The following is a 26,539-nucleotide window of genomic DNA, read 5'->3' as shown; positions in this document are numbered from 1 at the left end:
TTTTTACAAATTCCGACCGCTTGTCATTTCAAACTATTCGTTATAACTGCTCAACAAAACTTGGTAGCCATGCTTCTGCGGTGCCGTCGTGGTCAAAATTATTTGCCACATCAATACGAACCGATTCACATACCCGTTTCGCACCTTTGGCGGTTAGACCGTTTTCAACGATATCCACCGAATGGCAGAAAGTATCGTAATCAGTGCTGCCTAAACCGACCACACCGAATTTCATACCGCTGAGATCTAAATCGCTTGCCGCCAGTTCGTCAAATAACGGTTTGATATTATCCGGCAATTCGCCTGCGCCATGGGTTGAAGTCACCACAATTAAATGCGCTTGCTGTTGAATATCCGCTAAGGTCGCTTGGTTAAATAATTCAACGGTAAAGTTTTGTGCTTTTAAACAACTTTCGAGATGGTCGGCAACGTATTCCGCTCCACCGAGGGTACTGCCTGTGATGATACAAATAGATTTGGTCATAGAATTGAAAATAATTGGCGGAAGCGAATGGGAGTCGAACCCACCCAAGAACGCTGGCGTCCTCAACAGGATTTGAAGTCCTGCCACCTCACCGGAGATGACTCGCTTCCTTTAAAGAGTAGCGGTATTCTACTTTATTTATTAGAATTGTCCAAAATTTCTTAACATTTTTTATTATGCAAAAATTATTCCGTACCATTCCCGCTATCGACAAATTGATGAAAAACCCTCAAGGTATTGATTTAATTGAAAGATTCGGACATCAAGCCTTTGTTCAAGAAGCGCGTACATTGATAGAAAACGCACGTGAACAGATTATTAAACAGCAATGTTTACCTGCGTTTATGAACGAACAGTCTTCTATTTTTAGCTTGATTGAGCAAAATCTGCAAAAAAAGCGTATGGTATCCAGCAAAACCGTGTTTAATCTGACCGGTACGGTGCTACATACCAATTTAGGGCGAGGGCTGTGGTCGGAAAATGCGATTTCCGCCGCCGCTAATGCGATGCGAAATAACGTTGCGTTAGAATTTGATATCGACGAAGGGAAACGCAGCCATCGAGATCTGTATATCTCTCAATTAATTCAACTGATTACCGGTGCGGAAGCAGCCTGTATCGTCAATAATAATGCCGCTGCGGTCTTATTGATGTTAGCCACATTTGCGCAAGGTAAAGAAGTGATTGTTTCTCGCGGCGAGCTGGTGGAAATCGGCGGAGCGTTTCGCATTCCGGATATTATGGCGCAAGCCGGCTGTAAATTAGTTGAAGTCGGCACGACCAATCGTACTCATTTACGGGATTATCGCAATGCGATTAATGAAAATACCGCTTTTTTAATGAAAGTACATACCAGTAACTACCATATTCAAGGTTTTACCAAATCGGTTTCGGAAGAAGAGTTAGTTGAATTGGCAAAAGAATTTGATTTGCCGGTTATCAGTGATTTAGGTAGCGGTTCGCTGACGGATATGGTGGCACTCGGCTTGCCGGCCGAACCGATGGTACAACAGAAAGTGGCTGCCGGCGTTGATTTGGTGTCGTTTTCTTGTGATAAGCTGCTAGGTGGGCCGCAAGCGGGTATTATTGTTGGCAAAAAAGCATTGATTGACGAACTGCAATCGCATCCGCTTAAGAGAGTGCTACGTTGCGATAAAGTAATCTTATCTGGGTTGGAAGCGACACTTCGTCATTATCTTTTCCCGGAAAAATTAACCGATGAATTACCGACGTTTAATTTATTAACGCAATCTATTGCGACCTTGCAAACCAAAGCGGAACGTTTAAAAGCGGTATTGAATAAGCGGTTGGATTCTCGCTATATTTTGCAAGTGGAACCGAGCCTTGCACAAATCGGCAGCGGAGCATTGCCGACCGAAACCTTAGCTTCGGTAGCGGTCACGGTTTTTGCCGAGAAACAGAGTGATTTACTTGAATTAGAAAAAAAATTTAAAGCCTTACCCAGTCCGATAATCGGGCGATTTGCCCAGCAAAAATTTTGGTTGGATGTGCGTTCGGCGGCACAATTTGAACAATTGCTAAATATGTTGGAGGAAGCATGATTTTTGTTACAAGCGGACACGTGGATCATGGTAAAACGACCTTGTTACAAGCCTTAACCGGCACCAATACCGCTCATTTACCGGAAGAAAAAAAGCGCGGTTTAACGATAGATTTAGGTTATGCCTATTTACCGATTGAAGATGATATTCTCGGCTTTATTGACGTGCCGGGACACCAAAAATTCTTGTCGAATATGCTTGCCGGGCTGGGCGGCGTACAAAATGCGTTATTGATTGTGTCGGCGGAAGAAGGGATTAAGCCGCAAACTGCAGAGCATTTGGAAATTCTGCGTTTGTTGAATTTTACCAATATCTTAGTGGTCTTGACGAAAGTGGATCGAGTGGCGGCGGAACAAGCCGAACAACTTATTACGAAAATTAAAGCGACTTATCCGTTTCTATCTGACGCACCGTTTTTCTTGACCTCTGCGGTAACCGGACAAGGTATAGAAGCATTAAGAAATCAATTAATTCAGTTAAGCCGACAACAATCACATCTTGAAAAACCGTTTAGATATGCGATTGACCGAGTATTTAATATTAAAGGTGCCGGTTTGGTCGTAACCGGAACGGCGGTGGCGGGTAAAGTTAAAATCGGTGACGAGTTTTATTTATCAAGCGGTCAAAAAGTTAGAATTAAGCAAATTCACGCACAAAATCAGACGGCGGAAATCGGTACGGCAGGGCAACGTTTAGCTTTGAATCTTGCCAACGCGGAAAAAGAGCAGATACAGCGCGGTGATTGGATTACCGAGTTTATGCCGCAGTTTACCGATAGAATTACGGTTAAAATGCATACGGCACAAAACCTAAAAGAAAATCATATTGTGCATTTATACCATTTTGCTTCGCACGTCACCGGCAAGTTGAATCTCTTAACCGAAAAACAAGCGGTTAAAAATAGTGAAACTTTTGCAGAAATTATTTTCGATGTGCCGTTAGCAATGACCGTGACGGATAAACTGATTATTCGTAGCGGTGATGACAGTCAAACATTGGCTGGGGCGGAAGTCTTGGAAATTGATTCGCCGAAACGCTATAAGCGAACAGAGCAACGCCTTGCCTTAGTAAAAGAGTTGGCAAAAACGACCGCTTATGTGCAGAGAATCCCGCTTTACTTAAAGAATAGAGCGGAGCAGCTCGATACGTTATTATGGCGTGAGCAATGTTTTACGCAAGATTTGGCAAAACTCGGTTTTGATGTGCAGTCGAAATGGATTTTTACCGCTGAATTTAAGCAACGCATTCAGCAAAGTATTATCGAAAAACTTACCGAGTATCATCAAAATCACAATGACCAATTAGGCGTAACCAAAGCGAGATTATATCGTATTGCCGCATTAGATCAGCCGGAACAACTGGCTTATCAATTTATTGACGACTTAATCGAAAACAAACAGCTGGCACAAACCCGAGGTTGGGTTCATTTACCGAATCATCGTATCGAATTTTCGGCGGAGGAATTGCAACTTTGGCAACAAATTCGACCGCTGTTCGAAAGCAAAAATGAAGCGCTTTGGGTGCGTGATATTGCAACGGAATTATGTTGCGATGAAACCGAAATGCGAAACTTGCTCTATAAAGCCGGTAAATTAGGCTACTTAATTCCGATTGTGAAAGATCGTTTCTTGCTCAGCGAGAGAATGATCGAACTGGCTCAATTAGTGAAAGAGATTGTAGAACGAAACGGATCTGTTTCAGTGAATCAGCTACGTGATGAAATTCAGTGGGGACGTAAATTAACCGTTCAGCTGATCGAATATTTTGACCGCTCGGGCTTTTTAAGACGAAAAGGTAATATTCATTTATTACGTGATCAAGATACCTTCTGATAAGAATAAATTAATGAAAAAACAAAATGCCCGTGCGGTTGCCGCACAAATTATTTTACAAGTACTCGATCAAGGCAAATCGCTTGCCACCTTAATTCCCGAAGCGCAAGCAAAATTAGAAGCGAAAGATTTACCGCTGGTACAAGAGATTACCTTTGGTGTCTGCCGTACTTTACCTCGTCTTGAAGCTGTCATTGCGCAAGCGGTGGAAAAACCGTTAAAAGGTAAAACGCGTTTGGTGCATTGCCTGTTATTAGTCGGACTTTATCAGTTGCTTTATATGCGAGTGCCGGAATTTGCGGCGGTTGATGAAGCGGTTAATGCGACAAAGTCGCTAAAATTAGATACTTTGAAATCGCTTATCAATGGCGTGCTACGTCGTTTCTTACGTGAAAAAGAGGCGTTATTAGCTAAATTCGATAAAAACTGGCAAACGCTTCACCCGGAATGGTTTGTGAACAAGCTGAAAAAAGCCTATCCGAATTGGCGAGAGATTATTGAAGCGAATAATCAGCGTCCGCCGATGTGGATTCGTAGTAATATTCAGCAGATTAAACCGCAAGATTACCGCGTATTGTTAGGCGATTTAGTGGCAAAAAGTCCGGAAAATACGACCGCTTGCGTGCCTGAATCGGCAATTTTGTTAGCCAATCCGGTGCCGGTGCATAAATTGATGAATTTTGAACAAGGTTGGGCAACGGTGCAAGATGCGCATGCGCAATGGTCGGCAACGTTGCTGGAAGCACAAAACGGCGAATTAATTTTAGACGCTTGCGCCGCACCGGGCGGCAAAACTACGCATATTTTGGAAGTCGCACCGCAAGCGAATGTGATTGCGTTAGATATTGAAGAAAGTCGTCTAAAACGTGTACGTGAGAATTTGGAACGTCTCGGACAAACGGCAAAAGTGATTTGCGGTGATGCTTCCAAACCGGCGGAGTGGTTAGACGATAATGTAATGTTTGATCGTATTTTGCTCGATGCGCCTTGTTCTGCAACCGGTGTTATTCGCCGTCATCCGGATATTAAATGGTTACGTAAAGAAAGCGATATTGCCGAATTGGTGGCGTTACAGGCAAAAATCCTCAATGCGCTTTGGGCAAGATTAAAACCGAACGGCGTATTGGTTTATGCGACTTGCTCAGTATTGCCGCAGGAAAATAGTGAGCAAATTACTCGTTTTGTCGAAAGCCATTCGGATGCGGTATTAGCGGAAATGGATTTCAACGGCGAAAAAACTACAATGAAGCAATTTTTCCCACAAGAGCAGGGTGGTGACGGTTTCTTTTATGCGAAATTAATTAAACAATAAATTGCCTTAAGATAAAGGTTTATTTATCTTTCGGCGATTGGATTTTAAGATGAAAATTATTATTTTAGGTGCGGGTCAGGTCGGTTCGACCCTTGCAGAAAACTTAGTGAGTGAAGATAACGATATTACGTTGATCGATGATGATCAAAGTCGTTTGAACACGTTGCAAGATAAGCACGATTTGCAAGTATTAAAAGGCAACGGCGCATCGCCGCGAATTTTACGTGATGCCGGAGCAAGTGATGCGGATTTATTGGTAGCGGTTACCGAAAGTGACGAAACCAATATGATTGCCTGTCAAATTGCACATACCTTGTTTCATATTCCGACTAAGATCGCTCGTATCCGTAATTCCGATTATGTGCGAGAGAAGGAACAGCTGTTTAATGATGCGGCGTTACCAATCGACCATATTATTGCCCCGGAAGTTTTGGTTAAAAAAGAAATCTTGCGCCTGATTAACTATCCAGGTGCGTTGCAGGTAGCGCATTTTGCCAATGAATTAGTCAGCTTAGTCAGTGTGAAAGCCTACTACGGCGGACCGTTAGTCGGCTATCCGATTTCCGCTTTACGTGATCATTTACCTTATATAGAAGCGCGTGTTGTTGCGATTTTCCGTCAAGAACGTGCGATTTTGCCACAAGGTTCAACGATTATTGAAGCCGGTGATGAAGTGTTCTTTATCTGTGCGACCCATAATATAAAAGCGGTGATGAGCGAATTGCAACGTTTGGATAAACCGCATAAGCGAGTCATGATCGTCGGTGGCGGTAGTATCGGTATGGGGCTGGCGAAGGATCTTGAAGAACAATATAGCGTGAAAATGATCGAACGAGATCCGAAACGTGCGGAAAAACTGGCGGAGAAATTGGAAAAAACGTTGGTATTGTGCGGTGATGCTTCAGATCAGGAATTATTGTTTGAAGAGCATATTGAGAATATCGATTTGTTTCTTGCGTTAAGCGGTGACGATGAAGCTAATATTATGTCGGCATTACTGGCAAAACGTTTAGGTGCAAAGAAAGCGATTGTGTTAGTACAGCGCAACGCATATCTTCATTTGATCCAAGGCGGTACGATTGATATTGCTCTCTCTCCAAAACAGGCGACTATTTCCGCCTTATCTAGCCACGTACGTAAAGGTGATATTGTACAAGTCGCTTCGCTCAAACAGGGACAAGCGGAATGTATTGAAGTGATTGCACATGGTGATAAGGAATCATCAAAAGTAGTCGGCAGAGCGGTTCGAGAATTAAAATTGCCGCAAGGTGCGGTTGTCGGTGCGATTGTGCGTCGTGACGAAGTATTAATTGCGCATAAATCAACGGAAATCGAAGAAAACGACAGCGTGATTATTTTTGTAAATGAGAAAAAACAAGTTGGGGAAATTGAGAAATTATTCCAATTAGGTACGTTCTTCCTGTAGCGGAAAACAGAGATAAAAAAACCGACCATTTGGTCGGTTCTTTTATACAAAAAGCAATTACGCTAATTTTTTGATTTGAGCTGCTAAATTTGCTTTGTGGTTAGCTGCTTTGTTAGCGTGGATTAAGCCTTTAGATGCCATACGGTCCACTACTTTTTGCATTTCAACGAAAGCCGCTTGTGAAGCTGCTTTATCGCCTGCCGCTACCGCTGCATATACTTTCTTGATGAAAGTACGCATCATTGAGCGTTGGCTTGCGTTGTGTTGGCGGCGTTTTTCAGATTGAACCGCACGTTTTTTTGCTGACTTGATATTAGCCAAGGTCAAACTCCTAAAATATCTGTGTAAAAATTAAAAAACATAAACTTTGGTTTATGTTTAGCTATCGATAGTTTAAATTCATTTTCAACGAGACACGTGCTTGAAAATAACACCGTTTTGCTAGTAAGAAAACGATAGGCGGAGATTTTATCAGTTTTTTTCTGATTTTCCTATAACAAACTGATAAAATTCCGTGCAATTTCTATGGGGATCTTAGGATAAGCGGTCGGATCTTGAGAGATTTTTGTAAAAAATGGATAAAAACGAACCGCTTGTAACAAACCGCGATTAAGATCAAGAAAAGTTTAACTTATGCGGCGTTTCCGATAACGTATTCAAAGCCCTTTTGTTAAACTGCTATACTTTAATTTTGATATGAATTTATAACGCTTATGAGCAAAAAACTTTTAAAGTCGGGCATGATTGTCAGTTCAATGACCTTGATTTCTCGAGTTCTCGGACTCGTGCGTGATGTGGTGATCGCCGGCTTACTCGGTGCCGGAGCGATGTCGGACGTATTTCTGTTTGCCAACCGTATTCCGAACTTTTTACGCCGCTTATTTGCGGAAGGCGCATTTTCAAAGGCGTTCGTGCCGGTACTTGCCGAATATAACGCCGATAACGATTTAGACAAAACTCGTGAATTTGTCGCAAAAGTGTCCGGTACACTAGGCGGTTTAGTCACGATTGTCACTTTAGTGGCAATGATTGGTTCGCCTGTAGTCGCCGCCTTATTCGGTACCGGTTGGTTTATGGATTGGGTCAATGACGGCCCGGACGCACAAAAATTTACCCAAGCTTCATTATTACTGAAAATCACTTTCCCTTATTTATGGTTTATTACCTTTGTCGCACTGTCCGGTGCGGTATTAAATACCATTGGTAAGTTTGGGGTGATGGCGTTTTCGCCGGTATTACTGAATATTGCGATGATCAGTATGGCGTTATTCGGTGCAGATTACTTCGAACAACCCGATGTTGCCTTAGCTTGGGGGATCTTTCTCGGCGGCTTGTTGCAATTCTTATTCCAAATTCCGTTTATGAAAAAAGAAGGTTTACTGGTTAAACCGAAATGGGCGTGGAAAGATGAAGGGGTCGCTAAAGTCCGTAACTTAATGCTTCCGGCATTGTTCGGGGTTTCTGTGACTCAATTCAATTTGTTAATCAATCAAGTGATTGCCAGCTTTTTAGTGACCGGTTCGATTACGTGGTTATATTATTCCGACCGCTTAATCGAATTTCCGCTCGGACTATTCGGTATTGCGATTTCTACGGTTGTGTTGCCAAGTTTATCGCGTATTGCGAAAAAGAAAGAGATTGATGAAGCGCAACGTGCGTTGGAATTTCAAGGCACAATGGATTGGGGCGTGAGAATGGTGTTATTACTCGGTATTCCTGCAATGATTGGTATCGCCATATTGGCGCAACCGTTAATGATGACCATCTTTATGCGAGGCAAATTCGGTTTATCGGATGTGGTAGCCACCTCTAACGCATTATGGATTATGTGCTTAGGCTTGAACAGTTATATGTTAATCAGTATTTTGGCAAACGGCTTCTATGCCCGCCAAAATACCAAAACACCGGTCAAAATCGGCATTATCGCAACCATTTGTAATATCTGTTTCGGCGTATTGGCAATTCCGTTCGGCTATTTAGGTTTAGCAATGGCATCGGCACTTTCTGCAGCGGTGAATGCGTCGTTACTTTATCGCGGTCTTGCTAAAACCGGTGTGTATAAAGTAACGGCTAAAACCGGTATATTCGTATTGAAAGTGGCGATTTCGGCTTGTTTGATGGGGGCGTTAGTCGCTTATTTTTCTCCGAGTATCGCAAGTTGGCATGCGATGAGTACTTGGTTAAAAGTATATTGGTTAGTTTGGTTAATCGTACTGGCGGCGATTGTCTATTTTAGTTCGTTATTTGTATTGGGTATTCGTAAGAGAGATTTTCGATCTGCATAGCAAAATAAGGATATAAAGTATGAATGTGCAGAATATTATTTTATGGAGACGTTTTTTTTCCGGGCTTGCCTATACGGCTATGCAAAGTGTGTTCTTTATTTATTTAATGAAACACAAAGGGTTTGATACGGCACAAATTGCCAGTGCATTTTCTTTATTAGTTTTTGCCAGCCAGGCTTTTTCGCTATTCGCCGGTTCATGGGGAGATCGCTACGGGCGTACGTCGGTGATGATGTTCGGTTGTTTACTTGATTCGTTGGGTTATATTTTATTACTCACGATAAATCACTACAGCTTATTGCTGTTGGCAACCTTTTGCTTTGGTTTAGGCAGCACGTTGTTCAGTACCAATGCACGAGCGTTTTTGCTTTCTAATGCGGATGATGAGTATTCGTCTAAAACTAAGGCGCAGGGTAAGTTCCTTAAAATTTCCAGTATGGCATCGATGGTTGCACCGTTAGTTTCCATTCCGTTTATTCATTATCAAAAAGCGGAATGGTTAATTTGGTGCTGCTGTGCGATCGAAGTCATGATGTTACTTTTTATGTGGCAAATGATGCCGAGAAGAAAGTGTGATTTTCGTTTTGCACCTTTTCGCTTCACGCAGTTTAAAGAAGTGATTAACAAGCGGTTTATTTTCGTACATTTATTGCTATTTATTCCGTTAGGCATGAGTTCGGCTTTTTATGTGATTTTTCCGTATATTTTTACCGAATTGTTAGATAGACAAGAACTGGTTCCGATTGCGTTTTTTATCAATAATTTAATCGCCGTACTATTGCAAAGCGGTTTTTCGCGTCATATTAATTTTGGTGTGGTAAAACTGAATTATATTGCCCCATTGTTAATTGCTTTATTGATTGTACCGTGGTTTTACGCACTCGAATATCTTTCCGAAATTACCGCATTTTTATATTTAGCTATTTTCGCTTTGGTCGGATTATTTGCGAATACGGCACTTGCCAATATGTTGGTTAAATTAGATAGAGGGGAAAATCAGGGATTAATGTTCGGTTTATCGAAGTTGCTCTTAGCGGTAACGACCGCCGGTATTATGAATATATTGCCGTATATTTTTTTAGTTTAGAGAACAATCCGCCCTCAATATCAAATTACGTATTGAGGGCGGATAAATAGGCTAATTATAATTGGGCAAACGCTTTGTCAGCCGCCGCTAGAGTCGCTTGAATATCTTCATCGCTATGTGCAAGAGACATAAAGCCCGCTTCAAATGCGCTTGGGGCAAGATATACGCCCTGTTCCAACATTAAATGGAAGAAGCGGTTGAATTTTTCCGCATCGCACTTCATTACCTCTTGGAAATTCGTGACCTCCGTCTGCTCGGTAAAGAATAAACCGAACATACCGCCGACATATTGAGCGGTAAACGGTATGTTATGTTTTGCCGCCAGAGCTTTTAAACCTTCCGCCAATGTTTTGGTTTGTGCGGCAAGTTTCTCTTCATTACCCGCTTTGGAGAGTTCGGTTAAACAAGCTAGACCGGCCGCCATTGCAATTGGGTTACCTGAAAGCGTACCTGCCTGATATACCGGCCCTGTCGGTGCAATGTATTCCATAATTTCTTTTTTACCGCCAAACGCACCCACCGGCATACCGCCGCCGATAATTTTACCGAGTGTGGTTAAATCCGGTTTAACATCGTAATAGGCTTGCGCACCGCCTAATGCGACACGGAAACCTGTCATCACTTCATCGATAATAAACACCGCACCGTATTGATCACATAAAGCACGTAAACCTTTTAAGAAATCATTTTTCGGCGGAATACAGTTCATATTGCCGGCAACCGGTTCTACGATTAAACAGGCAATTTCATTTGGATATTGTTCGAAAGCGGTTTTTACCGAATCTAAATCGTTGTAAGTACAAGTGAGCGTGTGCTTCGCAAAATCGGCAGGTACACCCGGACCGCTTGGCTGACCGAGAGTTAATGCGCCGGAACCGGCTTTTACTAACAGCGAATCGGAATGTCCGTGGTAACAGCCTTCAAATTTAATAATTTTGTCACGGCCGGTATAACCGCGTGCTAAACGAATTGCTGACATGGTTGCTTCGGTACCTGAGCTGACCATGCGGACTAATTCGATAGAAGGGACTAATTTGGTGACCAATTCAGCGAGAGTAATTTCGCTTTCGGTCGGCGCACCGAAACTTAAACCGTTCGGCACCGCTTTCAATACCGCATCAATAATTGCTGGGTGATTATGGCCTAATACCATCGGCCCCCAAGAACCGACATAATCAATATATTTTTTACCGTCCGAATCGGTAATATATGCACCTTCCGCTTTTTGGATAAATACCGGTGTTCCGCCGACACCTTTAAATGCACGCACCGGCGAATTTACCCCGCCGGGGATAACTTTCTGAGCTTTTTCAAACAATTGTTCTGATTTAGACATAAATGATTCCTTAAATTGAAATTCTGAATAGCGTTGATCGACAAGGTTCCGCTTTACAAAAAATAGTTTAAAAATAACCGCTTGTTTTTGGTTACTTTTCTTTGGCGAAGCAAAGAACAATAATAGAGAAAGTATGTAATGGATTTTCTAAAGTTATTCTTAAACGAAATAAAGCAAACTTTATATTTATCCATTTTATAAAAAAAAGCCCAAATAACCTAAAAAAATTTGAGAGTCCTTGCCTTTGTGATATTCTTTACATACTTTTTTCTATTGATTTTGAGGGAGTAAACCCCTTATGTGGCTTACTTTTATTGCTGTTTTTGTGGTGTCGTTCGCCAGTCTGATTTTTATGCGACCGGTTGCGGAAAAAATCGGTTTAGTTGATAAACCGAACTTCCGTAAACGTCACCAAGGCTTAATTCCGCTAATCGGTGGGATTGCACTTTTTTTAGGTAATCTGACCTTCTATTTTATGGAATGGCAAGATATGCGTTTACCTTGGCTGTATCTTGCAGCGGTTACTATTTTGTTAGTGATCGGGGTGTTGGACGATCGTTTTGATGTAAGCCCGTTTTTACGAGCCGGAATTCAAGCCGGTTTGGCAGGTCTGATGATTTATAACGGGCTTTCTTTGGATAGCTTAGGGCAAGTGATTGCGCCGTTTAGTATTGAGCTTGGGATCCTCGGCATTATTTTTACCGTGTTTGTCACGATTGGCGTGATTAATGCGTTTAATATGGTGGACGGTATCGACGGCTTATTAGCCGGACTTTCCAGTGCCAGTTTTGCCGGGATCGGCGTGCTGATGTGGCTGGATGAGCAATATACGTTGGCGTATTGGTGTTTTGCGATTATTGTCGTATTAATTCCGTATGCGATGTTTAACCTCAGTGTATTCGGTGCCAAATGGAAAGTGTTTATGGGCGATTCTGGCAGTACCCTGATTGGCTTCACCATTATTTGGATTCTGTTACTCAGCACCCAAGGTCAAGGGCATACGATTAGCCCGATTACCGGTTTATGGCTGATTGCCGTACCGCTGATTGATATGGTGGCGGTCATTATTCGTCGCTTGAAAAAGGGCAAAAGCCCGTTTAGACCCGATCGCTTACATTTACACCATTTAATGATGCGTGCCGGTTTGACTTCTCGGCAAGCATTGGCAGTGATTACTTTCGGTGCGGCGATTTGTTCTACCATCGGCGTATTAGGCGAATATTATTATTGGAACCAATGGCTGATGACGATTGGCTTTATCGGTTTATTTTTTATTTATGCCTATTCGATTACCCATGCGTGGCGTGTGACGCGTTTTATTCGCCGTATGAAACGTAGAGCGAAAAGAAAACTCAGAATCGGTAATGAGTAAATTGAGTACTGCGACTCAAACAGTTTAGGATTATTTATGTTATTACGTTATTTATTCACTTTGATACTGTGTATTGTGATTGGGGTTGCCGGCGGATTCGGCTTGAGTTCGCTACAAACGCCGATATGGAAAGCGACCGCCGAATTTGAACCGCCGAAAGTATTGGAATTAGGTAATTATTATACGCTTTTTTCCACTTATACTTTTTTAAACGGCGGAGATAGTGTGAGCTATCATGTTATCTCGGATGAAAAAGGTGCATTCTCTCTCGCGCCGGAAGTGGGACGTAAAGCGGAGGATTTAGCCACGCAAGGCAGCTATAACGAATTTAAACGTAATTTAATCTCTCCGGACGTATTAGTCGCATTTCTTGCACAGACGGAAACGGTTAAGCTGAAAGCACAGTTGGCGAATCAGCCGATAGCGACAACGGCGCAACGTTTAGCGGATCAGTTTGTTTTTCAAGCTGCGAGCAAAACACAGCCTTTTGATCGGTTGAGTGTCAATTCTGAAAATCCGGAAGAAGCGCATAAGTTATTAAGTGACTTTATTACCTTTGCCAATCAGCAAACGAAACAGACTTTAAATGCCGAACTTGTCGCCAAGTGGAAAAATCTTTTTCAGCAAATTAAAAGTGCGGCGGAGATTAAACTCGGAGCAACGCAGCAAGGTAATCAAATTGCGACTCAAGATTGGAACGGTAAGCTAAATTTAATGCGTTCCGTTCAGCCGTTAGATGATCAATTAACCGCATTTAGATTGGTAAAAACACCAAGCGTCCCTTTAGCGGCTGATTCCCCGAATCAATCGTTATGGATGATGATTGGAGCATTAAGCGGTTTATTGCTCGGTATGATTATCGTTTCAATGACGGGATTGTTACGTAAAAAATCGACAGATGCCGAAAAAAATTAAAATTCTCACCATATTCGGTACACGACCGGAAGCAATCAAGATGGCTCCGCTGGCAAAGCTGTTAGCGGAGGATACCGGTTTTGAGGCAAAGGTTTGTGTAACCGGTCAGCATCGTGAAATGCTTGATCAAGTCTTGAACCTCTTTGCCATTCGGCCCGATTTTGATTTAAATATTATGCAAGTCGGGCAAGATCTAACCGACATCAGCGTACGAATTTTACAATCGCTGAAAGATCTGTTCGCACGCTATCGTCCGGATATTGTTTTAGTACACGGTGATACCACCACTACTTTTGCCGCCGCACTGGCTTGTTATTATCATCAAATTCCGGTCGGACATATCGAAGCGGGCTTGCGTAGCGGTGACCGCTATGCACCGTTTCCGGAAGAGGCTAATCGTTGTCTGACCGCTGTATTAGCCGATTATCATTTTGCTCCGACCGAACAAGCTCGCCTTAATTTATTACAAGAACATAAAGCCTCCGATAAGATTTGGGTAACGGGTAATACGGTGATTGATGCGTTACATTGCGTATCGGCTCGAATCCAAAACGATCAAAGTTTAATAGAAAGCCTTAAGCAACATTATCAATATTTGGATGATCGGAAAAAGCTGATTTTGGTGACGGGACATCGTCGAGAAAGTTTCGGCGAAGGGTTGGAACATATCTGCGCCGCATTAGCAACCGTTGCAAAGCAACATAATGACGTACAGATTGTTTATCCGGTGCATTTAAACCCTTGCGTCCGCAAAACAGTCAGCCGCTTACTTTCCGGAGTGGAAAATATTTTCTTAATCGAACCGCAGGAATATTTGTCGTTTGTCTATTTAATGAAACGCGCCTATTTGATATTGACCGATTCCGGTGGTATTCAAGAAGAAGCCCCCGCATTAAATAAACCGGTGCTGGTGATGCGTAATACTACCGAACGTCCGGAAGCGATAACGGCAGGTACGGTTCGTTTAGTCGGTACGGAGGTTGAAAATATTGTGCGACAGGTCACACTGCTTTTAACCGAGCAGCAGGTTTATCAAACCATGGCGCAGGCTAAAAATCCTTATGAACAAGATAATGCTTGCCGATATATTGTTGATGTACTGAAACAAGTATTGAGTTAGTCGGCAGGCTTTGTACTTAGAAAAGACAAAGCCTGTTTTGCTGGCAGACAGCATAAAGTAAAACGAGAAAAATACCAGATGAATATGTTTAATCGAATTGCGATTATCGGACTCGGTTATATCGGTTTACCGACAGCCGTTGCTTTTGCACAGCGAGGTAAGTCGGTTCAAGGGGTAGATATTAATTCCGAAGTCGTAGCAAAAATTAATCAAGGTCGGATTCATATTGTTGAGCCGCAACTTGAGAATGCAGTCAAACAAGCGGTGGAAAACGGGTTACTTTTTGCAACCCAAACTCCCGCCCCTGCCGATGCGTTTATTATTGCCGTACCAACGCCCCTTTCACACCATCACCAACCCGATTTGCATTATATTGAACAAGCGGTGAAAGCGATTGCGCCGTATTTAGTCAAAGGAAATTTGATTGTATTGGAATCGACTTCGCCGGTCGGTACTACGGAACAATTAGCTCAATGGTTGCAAAAAGCTCGTCCTGATCTGCGTTTTCCCACTAAATATGAGGAAAGTTCTGACATTTATATTGCTTATTGTCCGGAACGAGTGCTACCGGGCAGAGTGATGATTGAATTATTTGAAAATGATCGGGTTATTGGCGGACTTACCGCGGAATCAACCCGACAAGCGATCGATTTATACCGAATTTTTGTCAAAGGCGAATGTATTGCTACGGATGCTCGCACGGCGGAAATGTGCAAATTAACCGAGAACAGCTTCCGTGATGTAAATCTGGCGTTTGCCAACGAATTATCAATGATTTGCGATAAGCTCAATATAAATGTGTGGGAACTGATCCGATTGGCAAATCGTCACCCGCGTGTCAATATCCTGCAACCGGGGGCGGGTGTCGGCGGACATTGTATTGCGGTCGATCCGTGGTTTATTGTGGAAAAAACGCCTGAACAAGCCCGTTTAATTCGCACTGCTCGAGAAGTAAACGATAGCAAACCTCAATGGGTTATCGAAAAAGTAAAACAACTACTGGCAGATTGCGTAACCAGTAAAAATTGTGCGCCGAATGAGGTGACGATTGCCTGTTTAGGCTTGGCATTTAAAGCGGATATTGATGATTTAAGAGGCAGCCCGGCACTGGAGATTACTCAATATCTCGCCGATTGGCATTTAGGACAAATATTGGCGGTGGAACCGCATATTAAGGAATTGCCACCATCTCTGATGGGAAAAGTTGAGCTAGTCGGGTTTGAGCAAGCGAATCAGCAGGCGGATATTTTCGTGCTATTAGTCGATCATTCGGCATTTAAAAACATCTCGTCCGATAGTATTGTGCAGCAGTGGGTAATTGATACAAAAGGGATATGGATAAAATAATGAAGCAATATTTGCCGGATCCGTGGCTATCGGATTTCTTTGGTCGCCCGATTGTACAAGCGAAAGTTGCCGCTCAAGATTACTTGCAAATTCAACACTTGCAAACTCAAGGTTTTCAATTTGTGGAAGGCGAAATTGAGTTTTGCTTTAGTCTTGCCGAATATCAAGAAAAAACCACCGCTTGCCAAGTAGCAACTACTGAAAATATTGCCGAATTAGAAGCCCTATTCGGACAAGCTTTTCCGACAAGTCGCTTTCGAGAACCTTGGTTTTCAGCAGCGGAAAATCAACGTTTTTACCGTACTTGGATTGCCCGTGCGGTACGGGGAGAGTTTGATCAACTTTGCTTTGTTTTAAAAACGGCAAGCGGTCAAATTCAAGGTGGAATTAGTTTGCGTTTAGTCGGTGAACAGGCTCGAATCGGATTATTAGCGGTATCGCCTGTTTACCAACGACAAGGGATCGCGACTATATTGTTACAAGCGGCACAAAATTGGGCGAAACAGCAAGGGGCGGAGGTTCTGTTAGTAGCGACCCAAATCGGTAATTTGCCAGCAATTAATGCCTATTTAAAACAAGGGGCGAAAATGCTATCGACTTCTTATTGGTTCTATCGGAAATAATGTATGCAGATTCCTTTTAATAAACCGCCGATTGTCGGTACGGAGCTTGCTTATATGCAACAAGCGATGGCAAGCAGTAAATTATCCGGTGACGGTTTTTATAGCCGACGTTGCGAGCAGTGGCTGGAAAATCAATGCGGTACGGCAAAAGCATTGCTGACGCCCTCTTGTACCGCAGCATTAGAGATGGCGGCGATGTTAGTCAATATTCAAGCCGGTGACGAAGTGATTATGCCGAGCTATACCTTCGTTTCGACCGCCAATGCTTTTGTGTTGCGTGGGGCAAAAATTGTGTTTGTCGATATTCGTTCGGACACGATGAATATTGATGAAACGAAAATTGAGGCGGCAATTACAGCAAAAACTAAAGCGATTGTGCCGGTGCATTACGCCGGTATCGCCTGTGAAATGGATACAATTATGGCGATTGCCGAAAAGTATCGATTGTATGTGATTGAAGATGCGGCACAAGCGGTAATGTCTTTTTACAAAGGTAAAGCATTAGGCACTATCGGACATTTCGGTTGTTATAGTTTTCATGAAACTAAGAATTATAGTGCCGGCGGAGAAGGCGGAGCTTTATTGATTAATGATGATCGATTTATTGCCCGAGCGGAAGTGATCCGAGAAAAAGGCACAAACCGTAGCCAGTTCTTCCGCGGCGAAACGGATAAATATACTTGGCGTGATCTCGGATCCAGTTTTTTAATGTCGGAATTACAAGCCGCTTATTTATATACTCAACTGGAAGCGGCCCAACAAATTAAACAAACCCGTTTAGCCATTTGGCAACGTTATTTTGAAGTTTTACGTCCGTTTGCCGAACAAGGGCGTGTTAGCTTACCGACTTGTCCACCAGAATGTGAACAAAACGGACATCTGTTTTATCTGAAATGGCAGGATATGAGTGAATGCAATGCGTTTATCGACTGGTTAAAGCAACACGGAATTTTGGCAGTCTTTCATTACGTGCCGTTGCACTCTAGTCCCGCCGGTCGGCAATACGGCAGATTTGTCGGTGAAGATCGTTTCACCACCTCGGAAAGCGAACGCTTGGTGCGTTTACCTTTATTCTACAATTTACAACCGCAAGAATTAGATAGAATTATTCCCGTTATATTGGAATTTCTTACGCAATGAGATCACTGAGTAAAACCGCTGTTTGGACGGCAAGTTCCACGGCTTTTAAAATCGGTATTAGCCTAATACTGGTTAAGCTGTTTGCCTTGCAATTCGGGCTGGAAGGATTAGGACAAGCGGCGAATTTTATGACGTTGATTACCGTGTTGGGCGTTTTTGCCGGTGGCGGCATTTTTAACGGTGTGACGAAATATGTAGCGGAATTTGAGCACGAACCGCAAAAATTATATGTATTATTTGCGACAGCGAGTCGGATTGTACTGAGCTTTTCTGCCGTACTAGCGGTCGTTTTTATCCTATTTTCTGCAAAAATCAGTGAATGGATTTTTTATTCCAAAGAATATCAGCCGGTTATCGTAGCGACCGGGATAATTCAACTCGGCATTGCAAACAGTAATTATCTACTGGCTATTTTGAGAGGACATCGACAAGCCCGAGCCAATGCCGTCAGTCAGAGCGTTGGGATATTGTTGGCAATTAGCGTTTTTTTAGGCGGATTGTACTTCTGCGGTTATTCGGGCGCATTAATCGGATTCGCCGTGATGCCCGCACTCGCTTGTTTACCCGCTCGCTATTTTTTAAAACAGAGGGGCTACGTCTTTCACTTTTGGGAACCCGGTTTTGATTGGCAATATGCACGCAACTTATTTAAATTTAGTATGATGGTGTTAGTCACGGCAATCACTTTACCGCTTGCGTATATTTTGCTTAGAGATTTATTAGTGGAATCTCATTCGATTGAAGCGGTCGGTTTATGGCAGGGTGTGAGTAAAATTTCCGATGCGTATTTACAACTCATTACCGCCGTCTTTTCAGTATATCTATTACCGACCTTCGCTAAATTAATTCAAAAATCCGACATTAAATGTGAATTAATCAAAGCGGTTAAATTTGTCGGAGTTTCTGCAATCGGTATCGGTTTGCTGGTATTTAGCTTAAAGCGTGAAATTATTCTGACCCTATATTCCGAACAGTTTTTACCGATGGAATCGTTATTTATCTGGCAGCTGATCGGCGATATATTTAAAGTGATTGCTTATGTATTCGGTTATTTGGCTATTGCCAAAGCCTCGTTAAAACTGTATGTGTTGGCGGAAATTTGCCAATTAACGTTATTGGTTACGATAGGACATTGGTTGATTCCGTTAAATGGTGCGGAAGGGGCGGTGCAGACCTATTTATTGACCTATTGTTGTTATTTCTTCGTCTGTTTATTAGCTTTTCGTTACTATCTTAGAACATAAAAACCTCAAAGATGTCCTTTGAGGTTTTTTGTTAATAAAACTTATAAAGAAACCGAGACGTTTTCTTTGACGCGGCAACTACACGCTAGCACATAGCCTTGTGCAATTTCTTCTTCGGTTAAATCGCCGGTGTGTACCACTTCATATTCCCCTCCAGTCACTTTGGTTTTACATAAACCGCATAAACCGGTGCGACAGCCGGAAACCACCGGTTGTTCTTGTGCTTCTAATGCGGCTAATAGGGTCATACCAACCGGCACTTCTGCAGTGATTTGTTTTGCACCGTTGATGGTTAAGGTGGTTTTCTTATCCGAACTGATTTCACCGGCTAAGGCAGTATTAAAGAAAGCTTCGGTAAAGAATCGATCTTCGCTTACGCCTAATTCAAGCACGATATTTTTTAACGCCGTCATATAGGCTTCAGGGCCGCAGGTCATCACAGTGTAATCGCTCACATTCGGCACTACATTTTTGATAATTTCTGCCGAAATTCGACCGCTTGCAAAGCCCTCTGTTGCTCCGACCGAAGCGTTAATTACTAAGTTGAGTTTCGGATATTTAGCTTGTAGCTCTTGCCATTCCGCTTTGAAAATCACATCTTCCGGCGAGTGTACCGAATGGATAACGGTTAAATTCACTTCCGGACGATTTGCTAATAACCAACGAGCCATCGACATAATTGGCGTCACGCCGCTACCCGCACCGACTAATAAATAATTATTCGCTAACACCTGTTGGCAAGAAAACTCGCCCATTGGATTCGAGAACCACACTTGGTCACCGACTTTCACGTTATTGTTGAGCCAAGTCGAACCGACTCCACCTTCAATTTCACGCACGGTAATCGACACGAAACGGCTTTCGCCCGGGGTAGAAGACAGTGAGTAAGCACGGGTAATATGCGGTGTGTTTTTAATGCTGACTAACGCATATTGCCCCGCTTGGTACGGGTAGAAATCCTGTGCGATAAAGTTAATCGTTTTGACATTTGGCGCTTCTTGTACGATTGAATACACCTGTAATTCATTAATACATAAAGGGTTTTTATTGGTATTTGCCATTTTGTTGTTCCTTTCGATATATGTAGGGACGCAATGTGTTCTTACATTCAACAAGCGGTCAAAATTGCTGAGAAATTTGCAAAAATTTTGTGAAATTTGACCGCTCTTTTTAATTAGCCGATTATTTATTGATGATATGACCGAAATCTTGCTCTGGAGTGGTTAAACCGCTTAAACCGAATTTTTCGTGTAATAAATTCATCACGTTTTCGTTTAAGAACGCCGGTTTGCTTGGGCCTGAATAAACATTTTTCACGCCAAGCGCTAACAGCGTTAATAACACGATAATCGCTTTTTGTTCGAACCAAGAAAGCACAATCGAAAGTGGCAATTCGTTTAAGCCAATTCCTAATTTCTGCGAAAGCGTTACCGCTAACATAATCGCTGAATAGGTGTCGTTACATTGACCTGCGTCTAGTAAGCGAGGTAAGCCGCCGTCAATTGTCCCGAAATCCAATTTGTTGAAACGATATTTACCGCAACCAAGCGTAAGCACTGCAGTATCTTTCGGTAACGCATAGGCTAAATCCGTGTAGTAGTGGCGTTCTTCTTTATCGCCGTCACAACCGCCGATCACGAATACGTGGCTTAATTTGCCTGCTTTGACTAAATCAATCACCGCATCAGATGCGTCGATTAAGGTTTTACGACCGAAACCGACAGTGATGTAGTGTTCTAATTCGGTATATGGGAAGCCGTCACATTCCAACGCTTTTTCGATAACCGGTGCAAAGTTGTGTTTTTCTAAATGCACCACGCCCGGCCAGCCCACGATGTTACAAGTGAAGATACGATCGGCATAATCGCCCACATTCGGATCGATTAAACAGTTTGAAGTCATCACGATCGCCCCCGGGAAGCGTGCAAATTCTTTTTGTTGATTCTGCCAGCCTGAACCATAGTTACCGACTAAATGTTTGTATTTTTTCAGTTCCGGATAGCCGTGTGCTGGTAGCATTTCACCGTGGGTGTAAACATTAATGCCTTTGCCTTCAGTTTGTTCTAATAATTCTTTTAAATCTTTTAAATCGTGGCCTGAAATCAGAATGCATTTGCCTTTCACCGGACGGATATTAACCGTTGCCGGCACAGGATTACCGAAGGTTTCGGTTTCGCCGGCATCTAACATTGCCATCACTTTAAAGTTCATTGAACCGATAGCGAGCGATTTTTCAAGTAATTCGTTTAAATCGCTTGGTTTTGTACCTAACCAAGACATAAAGCCGTGGTATTCCACATATAAATCGTTATCGAATTTGCCTAACACATAAGCGTGTTCTAAATAAGCCGCCGCACCTTTTAAGCCGTAAAGGGCTAATAAACGCACGCCGTGAACTTCTTCACCGATTTCCGCACGATCAGTATCTAATGCAAATTCTTTGGCTTGTTCGGCAAGTTGATCAATCGAAATACCTTTGAGTTCAATATGCGCTAATGGGTGGTCAATTTGTGGATTTGCTTCAACTTTAGCAATTTCGGCAATCAGTTGATTACGGTAAACCAATGCTTGTTGCGCATAGCCAACGATACGGTTCGAATCGAAGTTTACGTTGGTTAAAGTGGCGAAGAATGCTCGAGGGGCGAAGTTATCCGCATCGTGGTTGATAATGCCGTGTTCACGTGCTTTTAACGCCCACGCGGAAAGGCTGTGTAAGCAGGCGATTAATAAGTCTTGTAAATCTGAGGTTTCCGCCGTTTTACCACACATACCTTGACCGAAACTACAACCGTTCCCCATCGGGGTTACCATGGTTTGTTCACATTGAACGCAGTACATAAAATCACTCCAAACTAATTAAAAAAATGAATAACCTACTAAAATAGTAGGAATTAATGTGCTAAATCATAGCGAGAACAAAAATGGATAAAAAGAAGAAAATTTTGAAAAATGCAAGAAATTTGATCTAGTCGTAGTTCTCTACTTAGAATAGGGTATGAGTGGATTTTAGTGAGAATTATTGTTAATTTTATTGGTAAGATTTTGGCGGTTTTTGACCGCTTGTTTGATGTTTCCCGCTTATAATGAAGTAAGTTAAACAAACTTTAAAAGAGATCATGCACCCTATTTATCATATTCTAGGTTCGGATATTCCGCATCATAACCAAACGGTATTGGATTTTTTTCGTGATCAACTATTGCCCAAATTAGCCGGACAACAGCACTATTTTTATGTTGTCGGGCAAGCAGACTTATCTTCGCAATATCCGCAACTTAATTTGCAGCTTTTCCGTTCTCGTCAAGCGATTGCGAAGGCGGTGGTAAAAACCGCCAAGCAAACAAAAACGGCAAAATTTGTCTTGCACGGTCAGTATAATATTTGGTTATGGCTTGCGATTTTGTTTGGAAAGTTACCCGCTTGTCGTTGCGTATGGCATATTTGGGGGGCGGATTTATATGAAGAAGCAAGCGGCTGGAAATATAAATTATTTTATCGTTTACGCCGTCTAGCGCAGCAAAAGTTACCGGTTTTATGGGCAACGCACGGCGATCTTGCGTTTGCTAAACAACACTTAAAACGAGAGAATGTTCAAGATCGAGTCCTTTATTTCCCGACTAAAATGGCTCCGCAACAAGAAATGCTTGTGCAAGATCCGGCTAAAGATAAGCCGTTTACTATTTTGCTCGGCAATTCCGGAGATACGTCTAATCGTCATTTAGCGGCACTAACCCAGCTGAAACAAAGACTTGCTGAAAATCTGCGTATTATTATCCCGATGGGTTATCCGGAAAATAATCAAAGCTATATTAAGCAAGTTCAACAACAAGCGGTCGCATTGTTCCCTAAAAATACCGTTGAGGTACTGACGGAAAAACTGGATTTTATCCGGTATCAACAATTATTGGCGCAGTGTGATGCAGGCTATTTTTATTTCAAACGGCAGCAAGCTATCGGTACGATTTGCCTACTGATTCAACTAAATGTTCCGTTGGTACTAACTAAAGAAAATCCGTTTTGTATCGATATGCAAAAGGAAAACGTACCGTTTTTGTATAGCGATGAATTAACGATAGCGAAGGTGCGGCAAGTAAAGCAACAGCTACAAGATTGCGATAAACGCAATATACGCTTTTTTGCTCCTCAGTATAATGAACAATGGCTGACATTATTAACGGAACTCAGTAATGATTGAATATACTTTATTAACCGGCTTCTATTTGCTCTCGGTATGGCTGATAGCGATTTACATTTATAGCGACTACCAAAAGCAAGCGTTTTCATTTCATTTATTGTTTAGTTTAATTTATTTAGTCATTTTTTATCTGGGCTTTCCGTTTTCGATGGCAATGGCGTTGGGCTTTGACAGCCCGTTAGTTGAGCCAGACATACTTTTTATCACCCTGTTTGCTATGCTGGCGGGTTATTTGATTTATTGGATAAGTTATCGCTTTTTTGCCGGAACAATACGCCGTCAAAAACAACAAGCGGTGCAAAATCGACAAAATTTTGCAAAATTATCAGCAAATTTAACCGCTTGCTTCTTATTATGTGTGGCTATCGGTAGTTTAGTTTGGTTTGTATCCCTTAACGGCTGGCTATTGTTTGAATTGGAAAAATACAGCCAAATATTCTCGGCATCGATTCAAAACGTCTGGCTGAAGCGTTTCTTCTATTTTTTCTTGCCGGCACTCTTAATTTTATTTTTCCTAGATCAAAATAAAAGAGTCTGGTGGTTTTTCCTTATACTGGGCATTGTGCTTGGCGGCTTAAATTATATTGCAGTAGGCGGGACTCGCGCTAACTTAGCGATGGTGGCACTATTATTTTTCCTGTTAGGGCTTTATAAAAATTATGTGTCGTTTAAAGCTTTGGTTGTTGCCGGTTGCGTTATGATTGGCGCAATGTTTTTATTAGCTTTAGTTCGCTACGGGTTAAAGGTAAACGGATCAGAGGCACTGTTTACTTTTTTATATCTTACACGAGATACGTTTTCTCCATGGGAGAATTTAGCCAAGATATTAAGTTATCCGGTTGAATCTCAAGGACTAATGCCGATTGTTCGAGATTTCTATGTCTATATTCCGGATTGGTTGTGGCAGGCAAAACCGATTTATATCGTCAATACGGCAAATTATTTCACACGGGAGATGTTAGGCAATTTCTCGGGGTTAGCGATTTCACCGACGCTACTCGGTTCTTTCTATATTATGGGCGGATTACCGATGATAACTCTCGGTATGGCATTGGTCGGCTGGATTATTCAAAGTTTCGATCGTTTATTTAGTTATGCAACATATCATCAGGACAAAAGTTATTCCGCTATTATTCAAGCGTATTGCCTGGCGAATTTGTTTAACTTTGTTGTGTTAGTACGAGAAGGTCTGGACGCATTTATTTCTCGCTGGGTATTTTTTAGTATCGTTTTCTTATTATGTTGGTGCGTGGCAAAATTAATTACGCTTAGCTTTGAAGCTGGATTATCAAGAACAAAGGTAGATAAAAATGATAGCAATGGCTGAAATTCGAGGGATTAATATTCTTCTTGCAAGGAATCAAACCGAATTTGTCGATTTTTTAATGAGTAAAGGACAACTTAAAACAGGCAAATTAATTGCAATGAATGCCGAAAAGTTGGTGATGAGTGAGAAGGATCCTGAAATTAGGCAACTGCTCACTCATGCGGAATATAACTATGCGGACGGTATTAGTATCGTTCGTTCGGTCAAACGTAAATATCCGCATATTAAACAAATGGAACGGATTGCCGGTGCGGATTTATGGGAAGAGTTAATGCAAAAAGCAGGCGAATTAGGTATTCCGGTATTTTTAATTGGAAGCACAGCAGATACGCTTGCAAAAGTTCAACAGAAATTAACCGCTTGGCAAGTAAATATCGTAGGCTCGCAAGACGGTTATTTTGATGAAAGCCAGCAACCGCTTATTATTAAACGCATAAAACAAAGCGGAGCAAAGTTTGTAACGGTTGCGATGGGGTCGCCGAAACAAGAAATGTTTATTGCGGATGTCGAACGAGAATATCCCGACTGCTTATATATGGGAGTAGGCGGCACTTATGATGTATTTGTCGGAAAAGTAAAACGAGCACCGAAAAGTTGGCAAGACCTCGGCTTAGAATGGTTATATCGTCTATTCAGCCAACCGACTCGTTGCCGGCGACAAATTAATTTATTACGTTTTCTCTATTACTACTGCACAAAACAGCTCTAAAAAGCACCGATTATGACAATTAATATTCATTTTGAATAAATTAAAAACAAACAAATGATTTTTTTAAACTTTTTTGCAAAAAGTGCTAGACAACAAAAAGGAAAATCTATAATATACGCCTCCGTTGCGACGCACTAAACAAGATGATGAAAATCATAAGCGTTCGTAGCTCAGTTGGATAGAGCGTTGGCCTCCGGAGCCAAAGGTCGCAAGTTCAAATCTTGTCGAGCGCGCCAGTGGTCAAAGCAATATTCAATCGGCAATGGTGGCTATAGCTCAGTTGGTAGAGCCCCGGATTGTGATTCCGGTTGTCGTGAGTTCGAGTCTCATTAGCCACCCCATTTAAAATATACTCTTATGAGTAACTGACGGCGAGTAGCGCAGCTTGGTAGCGCAACTGGTTTGGGACCAGTGGGTCGTAGGTTCAAATCCTATCTCGCCGACCACTTTATTTTTCGTTCTTTAACAATATATCAGACAATCTGTGTGGGCACTTGTTGATTGACTTGATTTTAAAAAATTATTTAAAACTTGAAGTCTTAATAGGTGCTTAAACTAGAAATTCATATTTTTCTTTTTACTTAACTTGGTTAGGTAAGGGAAGTGAACTTAGCTAAGCAGTATATTGAGCGATTAAACTTTTTGAATTGAAGAGTTTGATCATGGCTCAGATTGAACGCTGGCGGCAGGCTTAACACATGCAAGTCGAACGGTAGCACAAAGGAGCTTGCTCCTTGGGTGACGAGTGGCGGACGGGTGAGTAATGCTTGGGAATCTGGCTTATGGAGGGGGATAACTACGGGAAACTGTAGCTAATACCGCGTAATATCTTAGGATTAAAGTGTGGGACCTTCGGGCCACATGCCATGAGATGAGCCCAAGTGGGATTAGGTAGTTGGTGGGGTAAAGGCCTACCAAGCCGACGATCTCTAGCTGGTCTGAGAGGATGACCAGCCACACTGGAACTGAGACACGGTCCAGACTCCTACGGGAGGCAGCAGTGGGGAATATTGCACAATGGGGGGAACCCTGATGCAGCCATGCCGCGTGAATGAAGAAGGCCTTCGGGTTGTAAAGTTCTTTCGGTGATGAGGAAGGTGGATGTTTTAATAGAACATTCAATTGACGTTAGTCACAGAAGAAGCACCGGCTAACTCCGTGCCAGCAGCCGCGGTAATACGGAGGGTGCGAGCGTTAATCGGAATAACTGGGCGTAAAGGGCACG

General features: G+C 42.3%; 21 protein-coding genes, 4 tRNA genes and 1 rRNA gene (1 of these 26 only partly in view). 20 read left to right on the top strand and 6 right to left on the bottom strand.

The window, feature by feature from the left end:
- Nucleotides 1-40 precede the first annotated feature (40 nt).
- On the bottom strand, nt 41-484 hold the full coding sequence (gene mioC / locus NYR63_RS08425; protein WP_279457120.1) for an FMN-binding protein MioC: 444 nt from the start codon (nt 482-484) through the stop codon (nt 41-43).
- A gap of 15 nt (nt 485-499) precedes the next feature.
- Nucleotides 500-594, bottom strand: a tRNA-Sec gene (locus tag NYR63_RS08420).
- Nucleotides 595-660: 66 nt separating this feature from the next.
- On the opposite strand from NYR63_RS08420, the gene selA reads away from it, so the two are divergent.
- The 4 genes from selA to trkA are packed head-to-tail and all read left to right on the top strand — an operon-like array spanning nt 661 to nt 6,616.
- Nucleotides 661-2,046, top strand: a complete 1,386-nt coding sequence (selA, locus tag NYR63_RS08415; RefSeq protein WP_279457119.1) for an L-seryl-tRNA(Sec) selenium transferase — start codon at nt 661-663, stop codon at nt 2,044-2,046.
- The gene (gene selB / locus NYR63_RS08410) at nt 2,043-3,878 is read left to right on the top strand and encodes a selenocysteine-specific translation elongation factor (RefSeq protein WP_279457118.1); all 1,836 of its coding nucleotides are present in this window, start codon (nt 2,043-2,045) and stop codon (nt 3,876-3,878) included. The genes selA and selB overlap by 4 nt, the downstream gene beginning before the upstream one ends.
- Before the next feature lie 13 nt (nt 3,879-3,891).
- Nucleotides 3,892-5,190 carry a 16S rRNA (cytosine(967)-C(5))-methyltransferase RsmB gene (rsmB, locus tag NYR63_RS08405; RefSeq protein WP_279457117.1) on the top strand — a complete coding sequence of 433 codons (1,299 nt, stop codon included), beginning with the start codon at nt 3,892-3,894 and terminating at the stop codon, nt 5,188-5,190.
- Nucleotides 5,191-5,239: 49 nt separating this feature from the next.
- Nucleotides 5,240-6,616: a Trk system potassium transporter TrkA gene (gene trkA / locus NYR63_RS08400; protein ID WP_279457116.1), complete on the top strand. Its 1,377-nt coding sequence runs from the start codon at nt 5,240-5,242 to the stop codon at nt 6,614-6,616.
- Between the two features lie 57 nt (nt 6,617-6,673).
- On the opposite strand, the gene rpsT is transcribed toward trkA, so the two are convergent.
- Complete coding sequence (gene rpsT / locus NYR63_RS08395) at nt 6,674-6,937, bottom strand: 30S ribosomal protein S20 (RefSeq protein WP_279457115.1); 264 nt, start codon at nt 6,935-6,937, stop codon at nt 6,674-6,676.
- Between the two features lie 392 nt (nt 6,938-7,329).
- Here rpsT and murJ point away from each other — a divergent pair, with 392 nt between their 5' ends.
- Nucleotides 7,330-8,901 carry a murein biosynthesis integral membrane protein MurJ gene (gene murJ / locus NYR63_RS08390; RefSeq protein WP_279457114.1) on the top strand — a complete coding sequence of 524 codons (1,572 nt, stop codon included), beginning with the start codon at nt 7,330-7,332 and terminating at the stop codon, nt 8,899-8,901.
- Between the two features lie 19 nt (nt 8,902-8,920).
- A complete protein-coding gene (locus NYR63_RS08385) occupies nt 8,921-9,988 on the top strand; it encodes an MFS transporter (protein ID WP_279457113.1) in 1,068 nt (355 codons plus the stop codon).
- Between the two features lie 55 nt (nt 9,989-10,043).
- Here the strand turns inward: NYR63_RS08385 and hemL are convergent, their stop codons facing one another.
- Nucleotides 10,044-11,324: a glutamate-1-semialdehyde 2,1-aminomutase gene (hemL, locus tag NYR63_RS08380; RefSeq protein ID WP_279457112.1), complete on the bottom strand. Its 1,281-nt coding sequence runs from the start codon at nt 11,322-11,324 to the stop codon at nt 10,044-10,046.
- Nucleotides 11,325-11,622: 298 nt separating this feature from the next.
- Between hemL and wecA the strand changes: the two genes are divergently transcribed.
- The 7 genes from wecA to wzxE all read left to right on the top strand — a co-directional run bounded on the left by wecA (nt 11,623) and on the right by wzxE (nt 19,085).
- Nucleotides 11,623-12,696, top strand: a complete 1,074-nt coding sequence (wecA, locus tag NYR63_RS08375) for a UDP-N-acetylglucosamine--undecaprenyl-phosphate N-acetylglucosaminephosphotransferase (RefSeq protein WP_279457111.1) — start codon at nt 11,623-11,625, stop codon at nt 12,694-12,696.
- A 36-nt stretch (nt 12,697-12,732) separates the two neighbouring features.
- Nucleotides 12,733-13,611, top strand: coding sequence for a transporter (locus NYR63_RS08370; RefSeq protein WP_279457110.1), 879 nt, complete (start codon nt 12,733-12,735; stop codon nt 13,609-13,611).
- Complete coding sequence (gene wecB, locus NYR63_RS08365) at nt 13,595-14,731, top strand: non-hydrolyzing UDP-N-acetylglucosamine 2-epimerase (RefSeq protein ID WP_279457109.1); 1,137 nt, start codon at nt 13,595-13,597, stop codon at nt 14,729-14,731. Before NYR63_RS08370 ends, wecB begins: the two co-directional genes overlap by 17 nt.
- A gap of 78 nt (nt 14,732-14,809) precedes the next feature.
- Nucleotides 14,810-16,078, top strand: coding sequence for a UDP-N-acetyl-D-mannosamine dehydrogenase (gene wecC / locus NYR63_RS08360; protein WP_279457108.1), 1,269 nt, complete (start codon nt 14,810-14,812; stop codon nt 16,076-16,078).
- Nucleotides 16,078-16,701 (top strand): dTDP-4-amino-4,6-dideoxy-D-galactose acyltransferase, encoded by a 624-nt coding sequence (gene rffC / locus NYR63_RS08355; RefSeq protein ID WP_279457107.1) that lies wholly within the window; start codon nt 16,078-16,080, stop codon nt 16,699-16,701. Before wecC ends, rffC begins: the two co-directional genes overlap by 1 nt.
- A 3-nt stretch (nt 16,702-16,704) precedes the next feature.
- Complete coding sequence (gene rffA, locus NYR63_RS08350; protein WP_279457106.1) at nt 16,705-17,841, top strand: dTDP-4-amino-4,6-dideoxygalactose transaminase; 1,137 nt, start codon at nt 16,705-16,707, stop codon at nt 17,839-17,841.
- Complete coding sequence (gene wzxE / locus NYR63_RS08345; protein WP_279457105.1) at nt 17,838-19,085, top strand: lipid III flippase WzxE; 1,248 nt, start codon at nt 17,838-17,840, stop codon at nt 19,083-19,085. The genes rffA and wzxE overlap by 4 nt, the downstream gene beginning before the upstream one ends.
- Nucleotides 19,086-19,126: 41 nt before the next feature.
- Here wzxE and hcr read toward each other — a convergent pair whose 3' ends face one another.
- Both hcr and hcp read right to left on the bottom strand, forming a co-directional pair.
- The gene (gene hcr / locus NYR63_RS08340; RefSeq protein ID WP_279457104.1) at nt 19,127-20,146 is read right to left on the bottom strand and encodes an NADH oxidoreductase; all 1,020 of its coding nucleotides are present in this window, start codon (nt 20,144-20,146) and stop codon (nt 19,127-19,129) included.
- Nucleotides 20,147-20,267: 121 nt separating this feature from the next.
- Nucleotides 20,268-21,923, bottom strand: coding sequence for a hydroxylamine reductase (gene hcp / locus NYR63_RS08335; RefSeq protein WP_279457103.1), 1,656 nt, complete (start codon nt 21,921-21,923; stop codon nt 20,268-20,270).
- A 278-nt stretch (nt 21,924-22,201) separates the two neighbouring features.
- Between hcp and NYR63_RS08330 the strand changes: the two genes are divergently transcribed.
- From NYR63_RS08330 to NYR63_RS08300, 7 genes are all read left to right on the top strand, one after another.
- Nucleotides 22,202-23,278: a TDP-N-acetylfucosamine:lipid II N-acetylfucosaminyltransferase gene (locus NYR63_RS08330; protein ID WP_279457102.1), complete on the top strand. Its 1,077-nt coding sequence runs from the start codon at nt 22,202-22,204 to the stop codon at nt 23,276-23,278.
- Nucleotides 23,271-24,605, top strand: coding sequence for an ECA oligosaccharide polymerase (gene wzyE / locus NYR63_RS08325; protein WP_279457101.1), 1,335 nt, complete (start codon nt 23,271-23,273; stop codon nt 24,603-24,605). Before NYR63_RS08330 ends, wzyE begins: the two co-directional genes overlap by 8 nt.
- Nucleotides 24,589-25,314 (top strand): lipopolysaccharide N-acetylmannosaminouronosyltransferase, encoded by a 726-nt coding sequence (wecG, locus tag NYR63_RS08320; protein ID WP_279457100.1) that lies wholly within the window; start codon nt 24,589-24,591, stop codon nt 25,312-25,314. The genes wzyE and wecG overlap by 17 nt, the downstream gene beginning before the upstream one ends.
- Nucleotides 25,315-25,473: 159 nt before the next feature.
- Nucleotides 25,474-25,550 (top strand) — tRNA-Arg (locus NYR63_RS08315).
- Between the two features lie 29 nt (nt 25,551-25,579).
- Nucleotides 25,580-25,655, top strand: a tRNA-His gene (locus NYR63_RS08310).
- Between the two features lie 28 nt (nt 25,656-25,683).
- Nucleotides 25,684-25,760 (top strand) — tRNA-Pro (locus NYR63_RS08305).
- Between the two features lie 198 nt (nt 25,761-25,958).
- Nucleotides 25,959-26,539: ribosomal RNA gene (locus tag NYR63_RS08300) — 16S ribosomal RNA — on the top strand; it runs 959 nt beyond the window's last position.

The organism is Actinobacillus genomosp. 1, assembly GCF_029774175.1.
In the GTDB taxonomy this organism is placed as follows: Bacteria; Pseudomonadota; Gammaproteobacteria; order Enterobacterales; family Pasteurellaceae; genus Actinobacillus.
Note: the sequence above shows the minus strand (reverse complement) of the source record. Positions and strands in the feature narration are given on the sequence as shown.